An 18,509-nucleotide genomic window follows, 5' to 3' on the forward strand; every position below is an offset into this window, starting at 1 on the left:
AGCTACACCGGCACTCCGCGGAAATGGGTCGTGAGCCGGTGGTCGTCGTCGATCAGGTGGAAGGCGACGCCGGGACGCTGAGCGATGTTGAGGACGTCGGTGCCCTCGAATGGAAGGTTCAGGGTCGAGGCGACGCCGGGTGCGATGACGTGCGGCCGCCCGGCGAAGGTGGTCACGGCCGGTGTGTGCGCGTGCCCCGCCACGCAGCCGACGATGTTCGGGTGCTCGCCGACGAACTCCGCGAGCAGGCCGGGATCGAGCTGTCTGCGGTCGTCGATGAACGGTATCCCGACCGGGACCGCCGGGTGGTGGAAGGCCACCAGCACATCGGTGCCCGGGCCGGCTTCGGCTATCTGCGCGCGCGCCCAGTCGAGGGTGCCGCGGGAGATGTAGCCGTCGGAGCGGCCGGGGATCGACGAGTCGAGCGCGAGCACCAGGAGTCCGGACAGACGGAGCGCCGAGTTCACCGGTTCACTGCACTCGGTCCCGGTCACCACCGAGTTGTACGCGGCGCGTTCGTCGTGGTTGCCGAGGGTCATCAGAGTCGGAATGTCGGTGACGAGCGCGTCGAGGGCCTCGCGGTATTCCTCGGGGAGCCCCTCGTCGGCGATATCGCCGGTCACCAGCAGTGCGTCCACGTTCCGCGGGCCGCCGCAGCGACCGTTGAGATAATCCATCAGCGCGGCCACCCGCCTGCGGTGGTCGGGGCTGCCGTCGAAGTGGAGATCGCTTATCTGTGCGATGACGAACATGCGTCTCCTTTGGGCATCGGCCGATACCTGATCCAGGCTAGACGACCGATGCACCTGAGTCAGATCACGCCGGCGCCGGTGACACTTCCACACTCACGATGTCGGCGAAACGGTACGGCGAGGCCACCAGCAGCCCGCCGAGCTTGCGCCGCAACCGGGACATCTCAGCGCGGACCGTGACGGTTCGATCCGCGGTTCCGAACAGGTGCGCCGACAGTTCGGCCGCGCTGAGTCCATCGGGATGAGTGGCGAGGAGCCGGAGGATCTGAAGATGCCGCGGTGACGGATGGAGAACCCATGCCGCATCCGAGGAGTCGACATGTACTGTCGCGGGCCTGTCGGTGCTTTCGACGAGGACGACATGCGTGACGGCGGCGGCCGTTTCGTCCGGATCGGTGACGCGCAGCAGCCACCCGCCGGGAAGGGGCTCGACGTCGCACGGTCCCAGATCCCCGATGTGTGCGCGCCCGGCGCTGAAGTCGCGCGGAAGCCAGACGCGGGTGCGGGGAGGCAGTCGGTCGACGGCGGCGACCCACCCGTGGGGGTCCACCGCGAGGGCCGGTGCTCCGGCGCGGGCCAGAATCGGTGCGGCGACGCTGCGGAGCAGGTCGAGGCGGGTGCGGTGGGCATCACGCAGTTGCGCTTGCGCGAGTCGTACCACCGAGTCGACCAATGCGAGGGTCGCGGGATGAATCGACGGAGCAGGGCCGCTGACGTCGACGACGCCGATCACGTCGCCGGTCCGCGGATCGCGGATCGGCGCACCGGTGCACGTCCAGGTGTGGTGGGTGCGGACGAAGTGTTCGGCGGAGAACACCTGGACGGCTTGGCGTGAGACCAGCGCCGTTCCGATCGCGTTGGTCCCCACATTCCGCTCCGACCACGACGCTCCTTCGGTGAACCCGAGTCGGTCGGCGCGGCGCAGGACCTGCGGCCCGCCCGACCGCCAGAGAACGTGGCCGGAGGCGTCCGCGACCACGAGGAGATTCTCCCCGCCGGAGATCAGGACGTCGAGGTTGCCGGTGACCGATTCGAGGACGTCGGCCAGTCCGGATTCGGCGCGACGGCATTCCACCTCACCCGGATCGAGCGGGTCGTGTCCGGCTCCGCGATCGGGATCGACGCCCGCGGTGGTGACCCGGTCCCACGACTGCCCGATCACCGACCTCGGCCGGGCGGGCAGTCTGTCGCCCGATCGTGCGGCGTCGTACACCGCGCGGAGCACGGCCGCGAACTCGCGGGGATCGTCGCCGGAGGAGATCGCCGGTTCCGGCACCGGCCGGGTCGTCGCGTTCGACATCGGACTCCCTCATGCCGCTGTGGTGGTCGTCACATGACGGATTCAGCTTCGCCCCCACCCGCGCGGTCGTCAAGCCGGTTGCAACCCCCTGCAACGCTTGTCGGCCCCAACGGGAAGGAGTGTGCTGTGCATCACAACTTGGAATGACCGCAGTGAGAGGACACAGTCATGACGCAGACCATGGATCGGCCGGTGGACACCGGGCGGCGCACCCCGTCCGAACGCATCGACGCCTGGCTCGAGAAGTTCGATAGAGCCCTGGCCTCGGGGGATCCGGAGCAGGTCGCCTCGTTGTTCGTGACGGACTCGTTCTGGCGTGATCTGGTGGCGTTCACCTGGAACCTGAAGACGGTCGAAGGACACGACGAGATCGTCGCGATGCTCGCCGCGCGTCAAACGGATGCAGCGGCCGGCGGCTTCGCGCGCACGGACGAGGCGAATGAGGCCGACGGGGTTGTCGAGGCGTTCATCGAGTTCGAGACCCGGGTGGGTCGCGGTGACGGTCACTTGCGCATCAAGCAGGACGACGACGGCGTCGACCGAGCGTGGACCCTGCTCACCACCCTGCAGGAGTTGAAGGGCTTCGAAGAGCCCAGCGGCGTGCGCCGGCCGAGGGGCGCGGTGCACGGCAGTGACCCGGACCGCCGGTCGTGGGCGGAGAAGAAGGAGGACGAGGAGGCCGAACTCGGCCGAGCCGTCCAGCCCTATGTCCTCGTGATCGGCGGCGGTCAGGGCGGAATCGCGCTCGGTGCGAGGTTGCGGCAGCTCGGCGTTCCGTCGATCGTCGTCGACAAGCACGATCGGCCCGGCGACCAGTGGCGTGGCCGGTACAAGACGCTGTGCCTGCACGATCCGGTCTGGTACGACCACCTGCCGTATCTGCCGTTCCCGCCCAACTGGCCGGTGTTCGCGCCCAAGGACAAGATCGGCGACTGGCTGGAGTTCTACACCAAGGTGATGGAGGTGCCGTACTGGAGCAGGACCGAGTGCACATCCGCCGCCTACGACGAGGCGGCCGGACGCTGGACCGTCGAACTCGTCCGCGACGGTGAGCCGATGACACTGCACCCGACGCAGTTGGTGCTCGCGACCGGAATGTCGGGCAAGCCCAACGTCCCCGAGTTCCCGGGACAGGACGTGTTCGCCGGCGAGCAGCACCACTCCAGCAGACATCCGGGACCCGATGAGTATGTGGGCAAGAAGGTGGTGGTGATCGGCGCGAACAATTCCGCCCACGACATCTGCAAGGCGCTCGTGGAAGCGGGAGTCGACACCACGATGGTCCAGCGGTCGTCGACGCACATCGTGAAATCGGACTCGTTGATGGAGATCGGTCTCGGGGCGCTCTACAGCGAGCAGGCAGTGGCCGACGGGATGACGACCAAGAAGGCCGATATGACCTTCGCATCGTTGCCGTACCGGATCATGCATCAGTTCCAGATCCCGTTGTACGACCAGATCCGGGAGCGTGACAAGGACTTCTATGCGCGGCTTGAGGCCGCGGGATTCGACCTGGACTTCGGCGACGACGGCTCGGGTCTGTTCATGAAGTACCTGCGCCGCGGTTCGGGTTACTACATCGACGTCGGGGCGTGCGAGCTGGTGGCCGACGGGACCATCAAACTCGCCAAGGGCGGAGTGCAGGGTCTCACGGAGAACTCGGTGATTCTGGAGGATGGGACCGAACTTCCGGCCGACGTCGTGGTCTACGCCACCGGATACGGTTCGATGAACGGCTGGGCGGCGGATCTGATGGGCCAGGAAGTGGCCGATCGCGTCGGCAAGGTGTGGGGTCTGGGCTCGGACACCACCAAGGACCCCGGCCCTTGGGAGGGCGAGCAGCGGAACATGTGGAAGCCGACGCAGCAGCCGGGACTCTGGTTCCACGGAGGCAACCTGCATCAGTCGCGCCACTACTCGTTGTATCTGGCGCTGCAGTTGAAGGCACGGTTCGAGGGGCTGGACACACCGGTGTACGGACTGCAGGAAGTGCATCACCTGAGTTGAGCGGAACGACGGCGCCGGCGGCTCCGGGTCAGGCCGCACGATGCGGCGGGGCGCGGCGACCGGGTGCTGCCCGTGATGCGGGCGGTGGGTGCAGGTGGTGTGCCTGTCCGGCGTGGTGGGTGGGGTTCAGGCGCCACGGCTCGCTGCCTGTGGCCGGTCGCCAGGCCATGCGTCCGGTGTCGGGTCCGTCGGTGAGGACGGTGGTCTCCCACTGTCCGCGGCTGGTGCCGACGGCCCGATTGTGGCGTCCGCACGCGGCACCGAGAGCATCGATGTCGGTACGACCACCCGCGGTGATCCAGTCCGGCGAATGATGAGCCTGAGTCTGCGCGAACGGGCGGTCGCAACCCGGCGCCGTGCAGCCCCGATCACGCGCGAACAGGGCCAGTCGTTGCGCCTTGGCGGCGAAGCGTGCTCCGCGGCCTTGGTAGAGCACCTCGCTGGTGTGATTCCGGAACACGGCCAGGTGCGGCACCGCGTCGGCGGCGAGGCTCACGAGTTCACCGATCGGAACGCGGGTACCGGTCGCGGTCAGGGAGATCCCGGCGTGTGCGGCGAGTTCTTGATCGGTGACGGTGATGACCAACTCCGCCGGAATCCGGTCCGGCCGACCTAACCCCACGTGACCGAGTACCCAGTCGCACAACGCCAGCAATGCATCGTGGGTGCGCTGTGCGGCGCTGCGCAGGTCCCGGCTTCGTGCGCCAGCCAGAGCATCAGCGTCGATGTGGTTGCTGTCGATGGCTCCGGTGGGTGACTCCGGATCGGCGGGATTGTTCATCCCGGGCGCCGCCCACGCGGTCAAGATCACTTCGAACTTGGCCCGCAACTCCGGAGTCATCGCACCGCGAACCCGGCTCATCAACTGCCGATCCTGCGGAAGGATCGTCAACCCGCGCTGGCGTTGCCGGTCGACGTGATCGGACTCCTGCCCGTCCGGATCCAAATGCGCCAGCAGCCGGTCACCGACCTTCCCCAGATCATCCGGGTTCAACCCACTGGCGGCCGCGGCCAACTCCGCCTCAGCCCGCGCTTTGACCTCCGGCGAGATACAGCCCGGCACCTTCGCCAGCACCGCCGAGATCACCAGGGCATGCTCGGCACCGATGCAACCATCGGCGACCGCCGCGGCGGTCGCGGGTTTGCGTGGCGGCAGCGTTTCACCCTGAAAGTTCGAGAGGCTGCCGATGTTCTCGGTCAGGCGCACCCGACGTCCGGCTTCCCGCGTCCCCAACCGCAGGCCCTGCGACAGATACTGGTGCGGATTCAAGTAACCGGCGGTGCGATGCGCATTGCGGTCGGAGACCTCGACCAGCAGTCCGGTGGAGATGCCGTCCCAGCGTCGGCCAACAGTTCGGCGGGGGAATCCGGCAGCGTCAGCGAGTGGTCCATCACTGCCACCTCCCCCGAGTGTTTCAGCTGTTCACACCTTGTTTTGTTGATTGTCTGAAAGGTATCAGGCGCCTCTGACATCGAAGGTGGACATCAGACCGCAGACGGTGGAGCGGATCTGATCGACGGCGGCGCCGTGGTCGCCGCGGGGCTGCAGCAGGTGGCTCACGGTGAGACGAACGTACACCTCGACGAGTGTCGCCCGATCCTCGTCGCGCAGTCCGGGAGCCACTGCCCGCGACTGCTCCGCCACCGCTTCCATCGCTCGCCCCAGCACCGTCTCGGAGTCGACCGCTACCAACGACAGGAGTTCGTTCTCGCGAGCGCGGGAACCCTCGCTGACTACGGACAGCAGCAGGCGATTCTGTTCGCCGGTCGTGAGTGTCGCGGCTGCGGCGGCCGCGAGCCCCTCCACCAGGTCCGGGGCGTGCGCCGAGATCGCATCGGTGACGCCGGTGAGGAACCGATCGGCTTCGCGGGCGACCAGTGCCGCCGCGAGGTCCCGGCGAGTGCCCATCTCGTTGTAGAGGCCGGCCCGGCTGATCCCGACCTCGCGCGCCACCCGGGACATGTTGACCGAGGACCATCCCTGGTCGATCACGAGATCTCCGACGGTGTCGAGTATCCGGTTCCGAAGCAGGGTGCGGACCTCGCTGTGAAAGGTCCGACTCTCGCCCATGGCGTCAGTGTACGTGCGGACGCGCCTCCCACGATTCGGGCGAACGGCCCGATTCTCGATGACCCAATGCCGTTGACAACTATCGAACAACTGGCGATGTGATTGACATATGACGCTCGCACGTATAAACAATGTGCAGTACAAATCACAGTGTCTATGACCGATAGCGCAGATCACCTCATCCGATGAGGCCGCCAGCCCCGGCTTCGATCACCCCAGACGGAGACGCCCATGCCTGAACCGCGACAGTCCGCTCAGTCCGAACCGACCGCCGCCGTCGACCGGACCGATCACGCCAGTCGGACCGAATACGACGTGCTCGTCATCGGCTCCGGCTTCGGCGGAAGCGTGACCGCTCTGCGGCTGTCGGAGAAGGGCTACCGGGTCGGCGTGCTCGAGGCCGGACGGCGATTCGAAGACTCCGACTTCGCGAAGACGAGCTGGGATCTGCGGCGGTTCCTCTGGGCGCCGAAGCTGGGTGCATACGGCATCCAGCGGATTCACCTGCTCCGCGACTGCGTCATCCTCGCCGGTGCGGGCGTCGGCGGTGGCTCGCTGAACTACGCGAACACTCTCTACAAGCCCTCGGGCGCCTTCTTCGAAGATCCCCAGTGGGCTCACATCACCGATTGGGAGGACGAGCTCAGCCCGTACTACGACCAGGCGCGGCGGATGCTCGGCGTGGTCACCAATCCGCACATGACTCCGGCCGATGCGATCGTCAAGTCGGTGGCCGACGATATGGGCGCCGGCGACACCTTCATCCAGACACCGGTCGGCGTGTACTTCGGTGAGCCGGGCCGCACCGTGGCCGATCCCTACTTCGGAGGCGTCGGTCCGGACCGCACTGGATGCATCGAGTGCGGTGAGTGCATGACCGGGTGCCGGCACGGTGCGAAGAACACCCTTCTCAAGAACTATCTGGGGCTCGCGGAGAAGATCGGTGCGGTGGTCCATCCGCTCACCACCGTCACCGACCTTCGGCTGGCCGGGGACGGTACGTGGGAGGTGCACACCGTCCGGACCGGTGCGTGGATGCGCAAGCGCCGCCGGGTGTTCACCGCGCGCAACGTCGTCCTCGCAGCGGGCACGTGGGGCACGCAACGGCTGCTCCACGACCTGAAGGACTCCGGGCGCCTGCCCGAGTTGTCGTCGCGGCTGGGGGAACTGACCCGGACCAACTCCGAATCCATCCTCGGCGCCATTCGCTACAGCGTCGACGAATCGCTCGACCTGACGCGCGGGGTCGCGATTACCTCGTCGTTCTACCCTGCCGCGGACACTCACATCGAACCCGTCCGCTACGGAAAGGGATCGAATGCGATGGGCATGCTCCAGTCGCCGATGACCGACGGCGACCAGCGGCTGCCGCGCTGGCTGCGTTTTCTCGGCATCATGCTGCGGCACCCGATCGCCACGGCCCGGATTCTCGCGGTCAAGGGGTGGAGCGAGCGCACGATCATCGCGCTCGTGATGCAGAACCTCGACAACTCGATCACCACGTTCACCCGGCGCGGACTGTTCGGCCGGCGGCTGTCGAGCCGCCAGGGCCACGGCCGACCGAACCCGACGTGGATCCCGGCGGGTAACGAGGCCACCCGGCGCATCGCGGAGAAGATCGGCGGCGTTCCGGCCGGCACCTGGGGTGAGGTTTTCAATGTGCCGATGACCGCGCACTTCCTCGGTGGTTGCGTGATCGGCGAGAATGCGTCGACCGGGGTGATCGATCCCTATCACCGCGTGCACGGGTATCCGACGCTCAGTGTGGTCGACGGTTCGGCCGTCTCGGCCAACCTCGGCGTCAATCCCTCGCTGACGATCTCCGCGCAAGCCGAGCGCGCGGCGGCGCTGTGGCCGAACAAGGGCGAGACCGACAGCCGCCCGGCTCAGTACCTCGGCTACCGGCGGGTGGAACCGGTACAGCCGGCCGCACCGGCGGTACCGGAGTCGGCACCGGGTGCGCTGCGTCTGCCCATCACGCCCGTCGGGCGTCCGGTGAATCGATGACGACGGCTTTCGCTCCCGCAATCGGGAAGGCGCGCAACGGCGTTCAGACGGTCGGTTCCTTCTTCCTCACCTTCTGGGAGATTCTCAAGGCCCTGCCGCGCAGACCGTTCCAGTGGCGCGAACTCGTCGCCCAGGCATGGTTCATCGCCAGCGTCTCGATCGTCCCGACGATGCTGATGTCGATTCCGTTCTGCGTCATGGTGGTCTTCCAGATCAACGTGCTGCTCAACGAGATCGGCGCCATCGATCTGAGCGGAGCGGGCGCAGGCATCGCGGTCATCCGCGAGATCGGCCCGATCGTGACCGTGCTGGTCGTCGCGGGAGCGGGTGCCACCGCCATCTGCGCCGATCTCGGCTCCCGAACGATCCGGGAGGAGATCGACGCCATGCGGGTTCTCGGCATCGACCCGATCCAGCGTCTGGCCGTGCCCCGCGTCATCGCCTCCTGCGTGGTGGCGGTGTTCCTCAACGGGTTGGTCACTGCCATCGGTCTGACCGGCGGATATCTGTACGGAGTCTTTCTGCAGGGGGCGACGCCCGGTCAGTACATCACCGCCATTCCCATCCTGACCGGCACCTCGGATCTGCTCATCAGCGAACTGAAGGCGGGGATCTTCGGACTCCTCGCGGCCGTCGTCGCATGCCACCTCGGTTTCAAAGCGGGCGGCGGACCCAAGGGCGTCGGAGACGCCGTCAATCAAACGGTCGTGCTCAGCTTCGTGCTGCTGTTCCTGGCGAACGCCGTCATCACGACCCTGTCTCTGCACTAGGCGGGCACCGGTGAATCGGAGGACCACATCATCATGACGAGTGCACCAACGCGGGAACCCTCTCGCGCACGGTTCGAACGGCTGGCGCCGGGGCGGCTCCTGACGCCCGCCGACCGCTTGGGACGTCAACTGGCGTTCTACGGCGCGTCGTTGCGCGCGGTACCGCGCGCCTTCACCCACTACCGCCGGGAGACGATTCGTCTGCTGGCGGAGGTCTCGCTCGGCGCGGGCGCCCTCGCGGTGATCGGCGGCACCGTCGTCATCATCGGCTTCCTGACCGCGGCCGCGGGCTACGAGGTGGGCCAACAGGGCTCGAGTTCACTCGGACGCGTCGGTGTCGAGGCGATGTCCGGCTTCATCTCGGCCTTCTTCAACACCCGCGAAGCGATCCCGGTGATCGCCGGAGTCGCGTTGACGGCCACGGTCGGCTCGGGTTTCACCGCGCAGCTCGGGGCCATGCGGGTGAGCGAGGAGATCGACGCCCTCGAGGTCATGTCGGTCCAGTCCCTGCCGTACCTGGTCTCGACGCGAATCGCCGCCGGTCTGGTCGCGATCATTCCGCTCTACGCCATCGCACTGTTCACCGGATACGCGGCGACCAAGTTCGTCAGCGTCTTCCTCTCCGATCAGTCGCCCGGCACCTACGACCACTACTTCCAGTTGTTCCTGCAGCCCAGTGACGTGGCGATCTCGCTGCTGAAGGTCATCGTGATGGCGGTGGCGGTGATGGCCGTGCACTGCTACTACGGCTACAACGCGAGCGGCGGACCGGCCGGGGTCGGGGTGGCGGTCGGCCACGCCGTACGGACCTCGCTGATCATCATCATGGTCGTCGACTTCGTCGTCGGCATCGCGCTCTACGGCGGCGTTCACGCGACGGTGCGGGTGTCCGGATGATCGAACACTCCCGCGTCCGCCACCTGCTGTACGCCTTCACCGCGGCGGCCGTCGTCGTCGCTCTCGTCGTCCTCGCGCTGATGTCGTACCGCGGCGACTTCCAGAACACCAAGACCGTCTACCTCAATGCCCCGCGGGCCGGACTCCTGCTGCTCCCCGGATCGGACGTGAAACTCCACGGCGTGGTCGTCGGGCGAGTGTCCGAAGTCACCGTCGCCGACGAGAAGGCGCGGATCCGCATGGAGATCGACTCCGGCGTGACCGGCGAGCTGCCGACCAACGTGCTGGCCGAAATGGAGCCGACGACCCTCTTCGGGCGCAAGTACGTCGCGCTGTCGATCCCGTCCGCTCCGGCTGCCGGCAGGTTGACCGAGGGCTCGACGATCGACACGTCGAAGACTCCGGTCGAGGTCTTCGACACCTTCGACCTGCTGGTCAAGATCCTCAACCGAGTCGATCCGGCCCGAGTGAACGCGACGCTGGCCGCGGTGCAGACGGGTACCGTCGACCGCGGCGGAAAACTCGGCGCCGTCATCGATGATGTGAACCGCTACCTGGCCACGTTCAACGGATCGCTGCCGACCCTGCAGCGCGACCTCCGACTCGGCGCCGACAATCTCGAGACGTTCGCCGCGATGACACCCGACCTGATGACGACGGTGCGGAATCTGACCGTCACCTCGAAGACCGTCGTCGACGAGCAGACCGAGCTGACCGCGTTCCTGCTGAGCTTCACGCGGTTCGGGAACACCGGCGACCGGTTCCTGACCGGTGCGGGGACGCCGCTGGTGAAGGCGGCCGAAGCGCTCGCGCCGCCGACGCAGGTCCTCGGCGATTACGGCCCGATCCTCCCGTGCTTCCTCTCCGGACTCAACCTCGGGCGCAAGTACTTGGAGCGCGCCTTCGGCGGGGCCCGCGCGGGCCTGGACATCGTGGGCACGCTCATCATGGGCGATCCGCCCTACCGTCCGGGAGTCGACGCCCCGCGCACCAACGCCGGTGCCTCGGGCCCCAGTTGTTACGGGTATCCGCGCGGGCCCGGAGCAAAGGCCCCGGGACATGTGGACTTCGACGACGGCAGTCACGCCTACCGCGATGTGAAGACCCCGGAGGACGTCATCGGCAACCCGTTCGCCTCCATGATCTACGGAATGACTCGATGAACGTGACCGGGCCCGCGATCAAGCTGGGCATCTTCCTGCTCGTCAGCGCACTGATCACCGGAGTGCTGTTCGTCATCGTCGGCGACCTCCGGTTCGGTCCGACGAAGTCGTACCGGGCGGTGTTCACCTCAGCCTCCGGACTGCGCACCGGAGACGATGTGAAGCTCGCGGGAGTCGTCGTCGGCAAGGTGACCGATGTGACGGTGGTGCGCGAGGAGAGCACCGGACCGGGCCTCGGCGCCGAGATCGCCATGGACGTCGACTCCGACATCGCCGTCACCGAGGCGACCGACGTGAGCATCAAGTACAAGAACTTGATCGGCGATCGCTATGTGGAGCTGAAGACGCCGTCGACGCCCGTGGCGCCGGAGCGGCCGGAGGGGTCGGTCATCCCGGTGGCGCACACGCGACCGGCCCTGGACATGGACGCCCTGGTCAACGGCTTCAAGCCGCTGCTCACCGGCGTGGACCCGGACCAGACCAATCGCCTCTCGGCGGCCCTGGTGTCGGTCCTCAACGGCCGCACCGACGACATCGGCGAGGTCATCACCCAGCTCGGGCAACTCGGCAAGACCATCGCCGACCGCGACGCGACCATCGGTTCGGTGGTGACCGACCTCAACACCGTGCTCGGCACGGTCGACGAACGGAAGGCCGCGTTCAGCTCGATGATCGGCCAGATGCAGCGACTGGTCTCGGGGCTCGCCGCGGACCGCACGACCATCATGGACGGTCTCACGCACATCGACTCGGCGACCTCGCAGCTCGACAGCCTGCTGTCGCAGGTCCGGCCGGATCTGACCGCGGACATCGCGCACCTGCGCGGGCTGGCGGCGAACCTCAACAAGAACACCACGACGATCAACATGCTCCTGAACAAGCTGCCCGAGGCCTACCGATTGCTCGGCCGGTCCTCCGGCTACGGCAGCTTCGTCAACTTCTTCGTGTGCGGTCTGGCCATCCGGTACCCGACGCTCGACGGCGGGCACCAGGACACTCCGATGATCCAAGTCCCCGCTCAGAGGTGTAAATGATGAGACCTGACGACTCCTCCCGTGCCGTCCGGGCCGGGATCATCGGCACCGCGGCGATCCTGGTGGTCCTCGCGCTGGCCTTCAACTATCGGTCGCTGCCGTTCTGGCCGGGCACCACCACCGTCGTCGCCGAATTCGCCGACGCCAGCGGCCTCAACGTCGACGACGAGGTGCACGTGGCCGGCGTCGCCGCAGGCAGCGTCACGTCGATCTCCCTGGCGGACGACCACGTCGACGTCGGGCTCCGGCTCACACAGGGGTGGCGGGATCTCGGCTCGCAGACGCGTGCCGCGATCAAGGTGGAGACCGCGCTCGGCCGTCGCTACGTGGAACTGACGACCGGCGGGAGCGGTGAACTCGGCGACCGCATCCCGCGTTCGCGCACCACCTCGGGATTCGACCTGACCGATTCGCTGAACCAGCTCACCGAGCAGGTAGGCGACACCGACAAGAAGCAGGTGACCGATGCGGTGCAGAGCCTGAGCCAGGTGCTGAAGGGGCTCCCGGACGATCTCGGCGGTTCGCTGGAGAACGTCGCCGACGCCGCTCGGACCGTCTCGCGCCGCGACGCGGGGATCCGCACCCTGCTGCAGCACACCGATTCGCTCTCGGGCGTCCTCGCCGAGCGGAAGGGAAACCTGACCCGGCTGATCGACGACGGCGATGCGCTCTTCGCGGCACTGAACGACCGCGCCGCAGTCATCCGCCGGGTGCTCGTCAGCCTGCGCGGCGTCGCCGATGAGATCGAGCGGGTCACGGTCGAGAACCGCACTTCGACGCCGCCCATGCTCGAGGAGCTCCGGAAGGTCACCGACACGTTGAACGCGAACTACACCAACCTCGACAAGTCGATCGCCGGCATGCGTCCGTACGTCATGCAGTTCACCGACGTCCTCGGCAGCGGACCGTTCTTCGCCGTACTGCTCGAGAACATCACGCCGGCGAACCTGCGCGGACAGCAGCCGGGCAGCCCGGGAGGCGGACGATGAACGCAGTCAGAAGGCTGGGCGTCCCGGCGCTCATCGTGATCGGCATCGTCGTGACGGCGATGGTGGCTTTGACGGTGTCCGTGGTCTGGGAACGCACCCACACCGCGCGGGCCACACTGCACTTCACCGACGCCACCGGGCTGTTCCCCGGCGATCCGGTCAAGATGCGCGGCGTGGCGATCGGGACGGTCGAATCGGTGGCACCCGCGCCGAGCGATGTGACCGTCGAGGTCTCCTACGACGACTCGGTCTTCGTCTCGGCATCGGCCCGCGCGGCGATCGTCTCGCCGACCCTGGTGTCGGGACGGTACGTCCAGTTCGTCAATCCGGAACCGCTCGATCCGGAGGCCTCGCGCGGGGCCGCGCTGGCCGACGGCGCGGTCGTCGGTCTCACGCGGACCGCGGTGCCGGTCGGGTACGACGAGATCAAGAAGCAGGTGACCGATCTCGCCGCTCAGCTCGGCCCCACCGCGGACGATCAGAAGGGCACGCTCAGCCGGTTCGTGGACACCTCCGCGTCGGTCCTCGGCGACAACGGACAGTCGCTCCGGCATGCGGTCGATGCGCTCTCGGATGCGGCGAGCACCCTCGCGGCCGGCGGTCCGGACCTGTTCGGCACGGTGCGGAACCTGCAGAAGGTGGTGACCGCGCTGCGCGCCTCCGACGATCAGATCGTGTCCTTCTCGGCACAGCTCAACGACGCGTCGGCACTGCTGGACGACAATCGAACCCAGCTCGACGCCGCGGTCGGTGCGCTCAACGGCATGGTTCCGGATCTGCGCGAGTACCTGTCGGAGAACCGCGACGCGCTGAGCTCCGACGTCAAGGAGCTGACCCGGGTCTCGCGGTTGCTCGTCGACCGCGAGGACGATCTGGCCCAGATCCTCCACACGGCGCCGACTGCCCTGTCGAATCTCTACAACATCTACGACCCGGACTCGAACTCGCTGACCGGCGGGCTGGCGATCGCGGACTTCCCGGACCCCGTCTCGCTGATCTGTGCGCTGCTGACCACGGTCGACGCACCCAAGAAGGAGTGCCAGAAGGTGAACACCACACTGACTCGCGTCCTCACCTCTGAGCTCGCGCGCGCGTCGACCCAGACGGGAGGCCGGTGATGAGGCGCACCCGGATCACGGCAGTGCTGGCCGCACTCCTGGCGGTGGTGTCGACGGCACTCACCGGCTGCCGGTTCGACGGCGCGAACTCGCTGTCCCTGCCCGGTGACGCGATCACCGGCGACCCGTACCGCGTCACGGTGCACCTGGCCGATGTGCAGAACCTCGTGTCGAACTCGCTGGTGAAGTACGACAACGTGACGGTCGGACAGATCGGATCGATCTCGGTGGTCCGATCGGTCGCCGCCGTGGAGGTCGATCTGTCCGAAGGCGTCGAGATCCCTTCGAACGCCACGGTGAAGCTGGCCCAGACCTCGGTTCTCGGTGCCCAGTACCTCGAATTCGTTCGCCCGGAGCGGCCGGCCGCGGGCCACCTGCTGCCCGGCGACACGATCGACGTGAACTCGTCGTCGGCCTACCCGTCAACCGAGTCGGTGCTCGCGGCGCTGTCTCTCGTCCTCAACGGGAGCGGACTCGAACAACTCAGGTCGATCATGACCGAACTCAACACCGCTACCGACGGCCGGACGGCCACGGCGAACGAGGCGATCGGCCGACTCAAGACGCTCGTGACCCGGCTCAACGAGCAGCGTGACGACATCGGTCGGGCGATCGACGCGCTCGGTCGGCTCAGCGGTTCGCTCGCCGATCAGAACTCGACGATCGCCGCGGGAATCGACGGACTCGAGCCGGCGCTCACCGTCCTCGCCGACCAGCGGGAGAACCTCACGACGATGCTGGGCCGCGTCGGAACCTTCGGTGAGAAGGTGTCCTCGGTGCTCTCCCGGAGCCATGACGATCTGACCGCGATCGTCTCCGAACTGCGGCCCGCCCTGAACGGACTCGAGCAGTCCGGCGACGACCTGGTCGGTTCGCTGCTCGTCGGTCTGACGATTCCCTTTCCGGTCACCACGATCGACAAGGGAATGAAGGGCGACTTCCAGAATCTGTTCCTCACGCTCGACCTGTCGGTCGGCGCCATCCGGGACAAGGTGATCGGCAGCCTGCCGAAGATCGATGTGGAGAAGATGATGCTGTCCCGACAGGCGGCCGACCCGCTGCGTGCGCCGTTCGCGGCGCCGAAGGGAGGCCGGCGATGAGACTCACGCGCCTGGTCAAATGGCAGCTGATCGTGTTCGCTCTGCTCACCGTGGTGAGCGTGGTCTACGGAGCGATCACCTACATCGGCATCGGGCGGGTCACCGGTCTCGGCACCTATCGGGTGGTCGCCGAGTTCGGTGCCGCGGGCGGGGTGTACGAGAGCGGACTGGTCACCTATCGCGGCGTCACCGTGGGACGAGTCGACAGCGTCGACCTGGATCTGGCGAACCCGTCGGCTCCGGTGCGGGTCACCTTGCGCATCGACTCCGACCGCAAGGTCCCGCGCGACAGTTCCGCGCACATCAGGAGTCAGTCGGCGGTCGGCGAGCAGTACGTCGACCTCATTCCGCGCTCCGCAGACGGTCCGTCGCTCGAGGACGGCGACGTCCTGCCGGCCGCCGGCAATGTGACGCCGACCCCGACCAAGGACGTGCTGGGCCGGACGATGAATCTGGTGGCGGCGCTGTCACCGCAGAATCTGGAGACCACGATCGACGCGGTCTCCGACGGCTTCGGGCAGTCCGGGGACCGGCTGGCCCGCCTGATCGACTCGTCGCAGCAACTGCTGCGGCTCGCCCAGATCGACCTCGTGCCGACGACCACGCTGATCGGCGACGCGGATCCGCTGCTGCGCACCGGCAACAAGGTGGCCGCCGACCTGCGGTCGTCGGTGGCCGACCTGGCCTCGTTCACCGACCAGCTCGCCATGAGCGACGGCCGGATCCGGACCCTGCTCGAAGACGCCCCCGCAGCCGCCGACGAGGTGTCGACCACCCTGGGCGAACTCACGCCGACGCTGCCGACCCTGCTCGCGAACCTGCAGACGGTGGGACAGGTGCTGCGGGTCAATGTGCCGGGCCTGCGCCACATCCTGACCGTGTACCCGGCGTTCACGTCGGGAACGCTGTACTCGGTCAAGGACTTCGCGCTGGGGGAGAGCCCGCAGGCACCGCTCGACGTGAAGCTGGGCAACACGCTGAACCCGCCGCCGTGCACGGAGGGCTACGGCCGCACGCAGCGCCGCGATCCGTCGGATATGCGCGAGGTCCCGGTGGTCCCGGACCAGTACTGCGACGTCCTCGCCGCCAACCCCAAGGTGGCGCGCGGCGCCCGGAACGTGCCGTGTGCGACCGACCTCTCGGTGCGGACCGCACTCGTCGCCGACTGTCCGCGCGGGCTGCCCTCGACGTGGCCCGAGATGCTCGCGCGGCCGCATTCGGCGAGCGCAGGCGACCCGCCGAGCCCGCGCCGGCGCACGTCCGCGGCGGCGAGCAGGCCGATTCCCTACTCGGAGAAGACGGGCGGATTCCGAGGACCCGACGGGGTGACCTACTTCGTCGGCACGCCCACCAGCACAGCATCCGGAAAGGGGAACGCGACATGGCAGTCGTTGCTGATCAAGTGGTAGACGCCGACCACGAGGAGGATGACGGGCAGTCCGATGGCGGGCAGCCGGCGCCCGGGGCTCAGTCGCGGCGTTCGGCGGTGGTCGTGGTGTGGTCGCTGGTGATCGCCGCCGCGGTCGTGCTGACGATGCTGGGAGTCAAGGGCGTCGATCTGTACCACGCGAGACGGGACCAGAGCCGCGATGCCCAGGTCCTCGATGTGACACGCGAGGTGGTCGCGGGGTTGGTGAGTCTGGACTACAAGCGGTCCAAGGCCGATCTGGACCGGATCTCAGCGGTGGCGACCGGCTCGTTCCAGAAGCAGTTCGGCCAGCTGGCCACGTCCTTCGAACAGGTGCTGGCGTCCGGCGAGGTCCGCTCCACGGGCGCGGTGAAGGAGGCCGGGATCGTCGAAGCCGACGACGACTCGGCGAAGGTCCTGGCGGCGGTCAGCTCGGTGGTGAAGAACACCGAGGCGCCCGACGGGCAGCAACGCGTCTACCGGATGCTGGTGGACCTCGAACGGCAGGGCGACGACTGGAAAGTCGGGAATGTGGAGTTCGTGTCATGACGACGACTGAAGCGGCGACCGAAGCGGCGACCGAGCCGGCCGGTCGGGAACCGGACGTCGCCGAGACGGGTACGCGCCGACGACTGCTGCACCGCGTGCTGTTGTGGCCCGCGGGCCTGACGGTGCGCATGCGCCGGATCGTCGTCGGCGTCCTGGCCGCGGTGACGATCGCCGGCACCGGGACGCTCGGCTACGTGTGGTGGGCCGCGGCGAGTGCCGACGCCGACGTCGCGGCCGGCCAGTCGGCGCTCGCGTCGGCCCGTCGCGACGTCCCGCAACTGCTCAGCTACGACTACCGCACGATCGATCAGGCGTTTCCCGAGGCGGCCAAGACCCTGCTGACCGGCAAGTTCCTCACCGAGTACACCGAGTTGGGCGCCTCGGTCATCCAGCCGGCGGCCAAACGCGATGACATCGTCACCAAGGCCGAGGTCGTCGAAGCATCGGTGGTGTCCGCGAAGGCCGATGCGGTGACCGTCCTGCTCTTCGTCAATCAGACCACCACCAGCAAGGGGATGGAGGGTCCGCGCCTGGACGGCAGCCGCGTCCGGGTGGACCTGACGAAGGACGGCGACTCCTGGAAGATCTCCGAGTTCGTCCCGGTCTGATCGTCGAGGCGCGTGGTCGATGACACCGTCACTCGGCCGCGCGCTTCGACGGCAGGACGCCGTAGCCGACCAGTCCGACGTATCCGCCGATCCGGAATCGGTTCACCTTCACGTGTCCGCCCCACTCATTGCCTCCGACGGTGGTGACCTCCCCGTCGGAGTAGTCGAGCACGATGTTGGTGTGCTGACGGAAGAAGCTCTTCGTGGAGTAGAGCATCACGTCGCCCAGAACGGGACGGTAACCCGAGTCTGCGGCGCGGAAACGTCCCTGCGACTGGAAGTACTCGGTCAGGGTGTACACCCCCGGGATCCGCCAGTGCCCGGAGAACGGATTCTCGAAGGGCACGCCCGACTCGCGCATCACCCAGCTGACGAAGTCGGCGCACCACTCCTCGTCGACCCCTTCGGAGTACTTGGTGCCCGGCGGCTGGGCGTCGAACTCCGCGCGGGTGACGGTGACGATGCGCTTCTGCGTGGGGCCGAGAGCAGTGGTGTCCAGGTCCGGATAGGCGCGGTCGCGGTTGTTCCACCAGGTCCGGACGAAACCCACTGCGCCTTCGTGGACGGCCACGGCGGTCGCGCCGCCCAGGAGCACGACGACGACTGCGAGCCAGATTGTGAGCCTTCGGCGGCGGGGTGACATTCGGCCAGCGTATCCGCCGCCCGGGCCCATGTTTCGGGGCCTCGGCGATCGGGAACCCGATCGATGTCCGGAACGGAGTTCGCTTCCGGACGG

General features: G+C 67.6%; 16 protein-coding genes and 1 pseudogene. 12 read left to right on the forward strand and 5 right to left on the reverse strand.

Annotated elements, in window-relative coordinates; translation table 11 throughout:
- Positions 1-2 precede the first annotated feature (2 nt).
- Both ABFX36_RS02590 and ABFX36_RS02595 read right to left on the reverse strand, forming a co-directional pair.
- Entirely contained in the window at positions 3-752 is a 750-nt protein-coding gene (locus tag ABFX36_RS02590; RefSeq protein ID WP_045538103.1) for a metallophosphoesterase family protein, read from the reverse strand.
- A 64-nt stretch (positions 753-816) separates the two neighbouring features.
- A complete protein-coding gene (locus ABFX36_RS02595; protein WP_346074773.1) occupies positions 817-2,052 on the reverse strand; it encodes a helix-turn-helix domain-containing protein in 1,236 nt (411 codons plus the stop codon).
- 168 nt (positions 2,053-2,220) lie between these two features.
- Here ABFX36_RS02595 and ABFX36_RS02600 point away from each other — a divergent pair, with 168 nt between their 5' ends.
- On the forward strand, positions 2,221-4,059 hold the full coding sequence (locus ABFX36_RS02600) for a flavin-containing monooxygenase (protein ID WP_006896875.1): 1,839 nt from the start codon (positions 2,221-2,223) through the stop codon (positions 4,057-4,059).
- A 28-nt stretch (positions 4,060-4,087) separates the two neighbouring features.
- Here ABFX36_RS02600 and ABFX36_RS02605 read toward each other — a convergent pair.
- Both ABFX36_RS02605 and ABFX36_RS02610 read right to left on the reverse strand, forming a co-directional pair.
- Positions 4,088-5,401, reverse strand: a pseudogene (locus ABFX36_RS02605) (HNH endonuclease signature motif containing protein); the annotation flags it as partial.
- Between the two features lie 114 nt (positions 5,402-5,515).
- Complete coding sequence (locus ABFX36_RS02610; RefSeq protein WP_006896873.1) at positions 5,516-6,130, reverse strand: TetR/AcrR family transcriptional regulator; 615 nt, start codon at positions 6,128-6,130, stop codon at positions 5,516-5,518.
- 231 nt (positions 6,131-6,361) lie between these two features.
- On the opposite strand from ABFX36_RS02610, the gene ABFX36_RS02615 reads away from it, so the two are divergent.
- The 11 genes from ABFX36_RS02615 to ABFX36_RS02665 are packed head-to-tail and all read left to right on the forward strand — an operon-like array spanning position 6,362 to position 17,773.
- A complete protein-coding gene (locus ABFX36_RS02615; protein ID WP_006896872.1) occupies positions 6,362-8,137 on the forward strand; it encodes a GMC oxidoreductase in 1,776 nt (591 codons plus the stop codon).
- Positions 8,134-8,907 (forward strand): MlaE family ABC transporter permease, encoded by a 774-nt coding sequence (locus tag ABFX36_RS02620; RefSeq protein ID WP_006896871.1) that lies wholly within the window; start codon positions 8,134-8,136, stop codon positions 8,905-8,907. The genes ABFX36_RS02615 and ABFX36_RS02620 overlap by 4 nt, the downstream gene beginning before the upstream one ends.
- 33 nt (positions 8,908-8,940) lie before the next feature.
- On the forward strand, positions 8,941-9,804 hold the full coding sequence (locus ABFX36_RS02625) for an MlaE family ABC transporter permease (RefSeq protein ID WP_006896870.1): 864 nt from the start codon (positions 8,941-8,943) through the stop codon (positions 9,802-9,804).
- Positions 9,801-10,967, forward strand: a complete 1,167-nt coding sequence (locus ABFX36_RS02630; RefSeq protein WP_006896869.1) for an MCE family protein — start codon at positions 9,801-9,803, stop codon at positions 10,965-10,967. The genes ABFX36_RS02625 and ABFX36_RS02630 overlap by 4 nt, the downstream gene beginning before the upstream one ends.
- On the forward strand, positions 10,964-12,001 hold the full coding sequence (locus ABFX36_RS02635; RefSeq protein WP_006896868.1) for an MCE family protein: 1,038 nt from the start codon (positions 10,964-10,966) through the stop codon (positions 11,999-12,001). Before ABFX36_RS02630 ends, ABFX36_RS02635 begins: the two co-directional genes overlap by 4 nt.
- Positions 11,998-12,990, forward strand: coding sequence for an MCE family protein (locus ABFX36_RS02640; protein WP_006896867.1), 993 nt, complete (start codon positions 11,998-12,000; stop codon positions 12,988-12,990). The genes ABFX36_RS02635 and ABFX36_RS02640 overlap by 4 nt, the downstream gene beginning before the upstream one ends.
- Complete coding sequence (locus tag ABFX36_RS02645) at positions 12,987-14,108, forward strand: MCE family protein (RefSeq protein WP_045538092.1); 1,122 nt, start codon at positions 12,987-12,989, stop codon at positions 14,106-14,108. Before ABFX36_RS02640 ends, ABFX36_RS02645 begins: the two co-directional genes overlap by 4 nt.
- Positions 14,108-15,208, forward strand: coding sequence for an MCE family protein (locus tag ABFX36_RS02650; RefSeq protein WP_006896865.1), 1,101 nt, complete (start codon positions 14,108-14,110; stop codon positions 15,206-15,208). Before ABFX36_RS02645 ends, ABFX36_RS02650 begins: the two co-directional genes overlap by 1 nt.
- Positions 15,205-16,617 (forward strand): MlaD family protein, encoded by a 1,413-nt coding sequence (locus ABFX36_RS02655; RefSeq protein WP_006896864.1) that lies wholly within the window; start codon positions 15,205-15,207, stop codon positions 16,615-16,617. Before ABFX36_RS02650 ends, ABFX36_RS02655 begins: the two co-directional genes overlap by 4 nt.
- Entirely contained in the window at positions 16,590-17,165 is a 576-nt protein-coding gene (locus tag ABFX36_RS02660; protein ID WP_039867627.1) for a hypothetical protein, read from the forward strand. The genes ABFX36_RS02655 and ABFX36_RS02660 overlap by 28 nt, the downstream gene beginning before the upstream one ends.
- Complete coding sequence (locus ABFX36_RS02665) at positions 17,162-17,773, forward strand: hypothetical protein (protein WP_006896862.1); 612 nt, start codon at positions 17,162-17,164, stop codon at positions 17,771-17,773. Before ABFX36_RS02660 ends, ABFX36_RS02665 begins: the two co-directional genes overlap by 4 nt.
- Positions 17,774-17,801: 28 nt before the next feature.
- Here ABFX36_RS02665 and ABFX36_RS02670 read toward each other — a convergent pair whose 3' ends face one another.
- Positions 17,802-18,416, reverse strand: a complete 615-nt coding sequence (locus tag ABFX36_RS02670; RefSeq protein WP_006896861.1) for a CHAP domain-containing protein — start codon at positions 18,414-18,416, stop codon at positions 17,802-17,804.
- Positions 18,417-18,509: the final 93 nt, after the last annotated feature.

The organism is Gordonia cholesterolivorans, assembly GCF_039531975.1.
In the GTDB taxonomy this organism is placed as follows: Bacteria; Actinomycetota; Actinomycetes; order Mycobacteriales; family Mycobacteriaceae; genus Gordonia; species Gordonia sihwensis.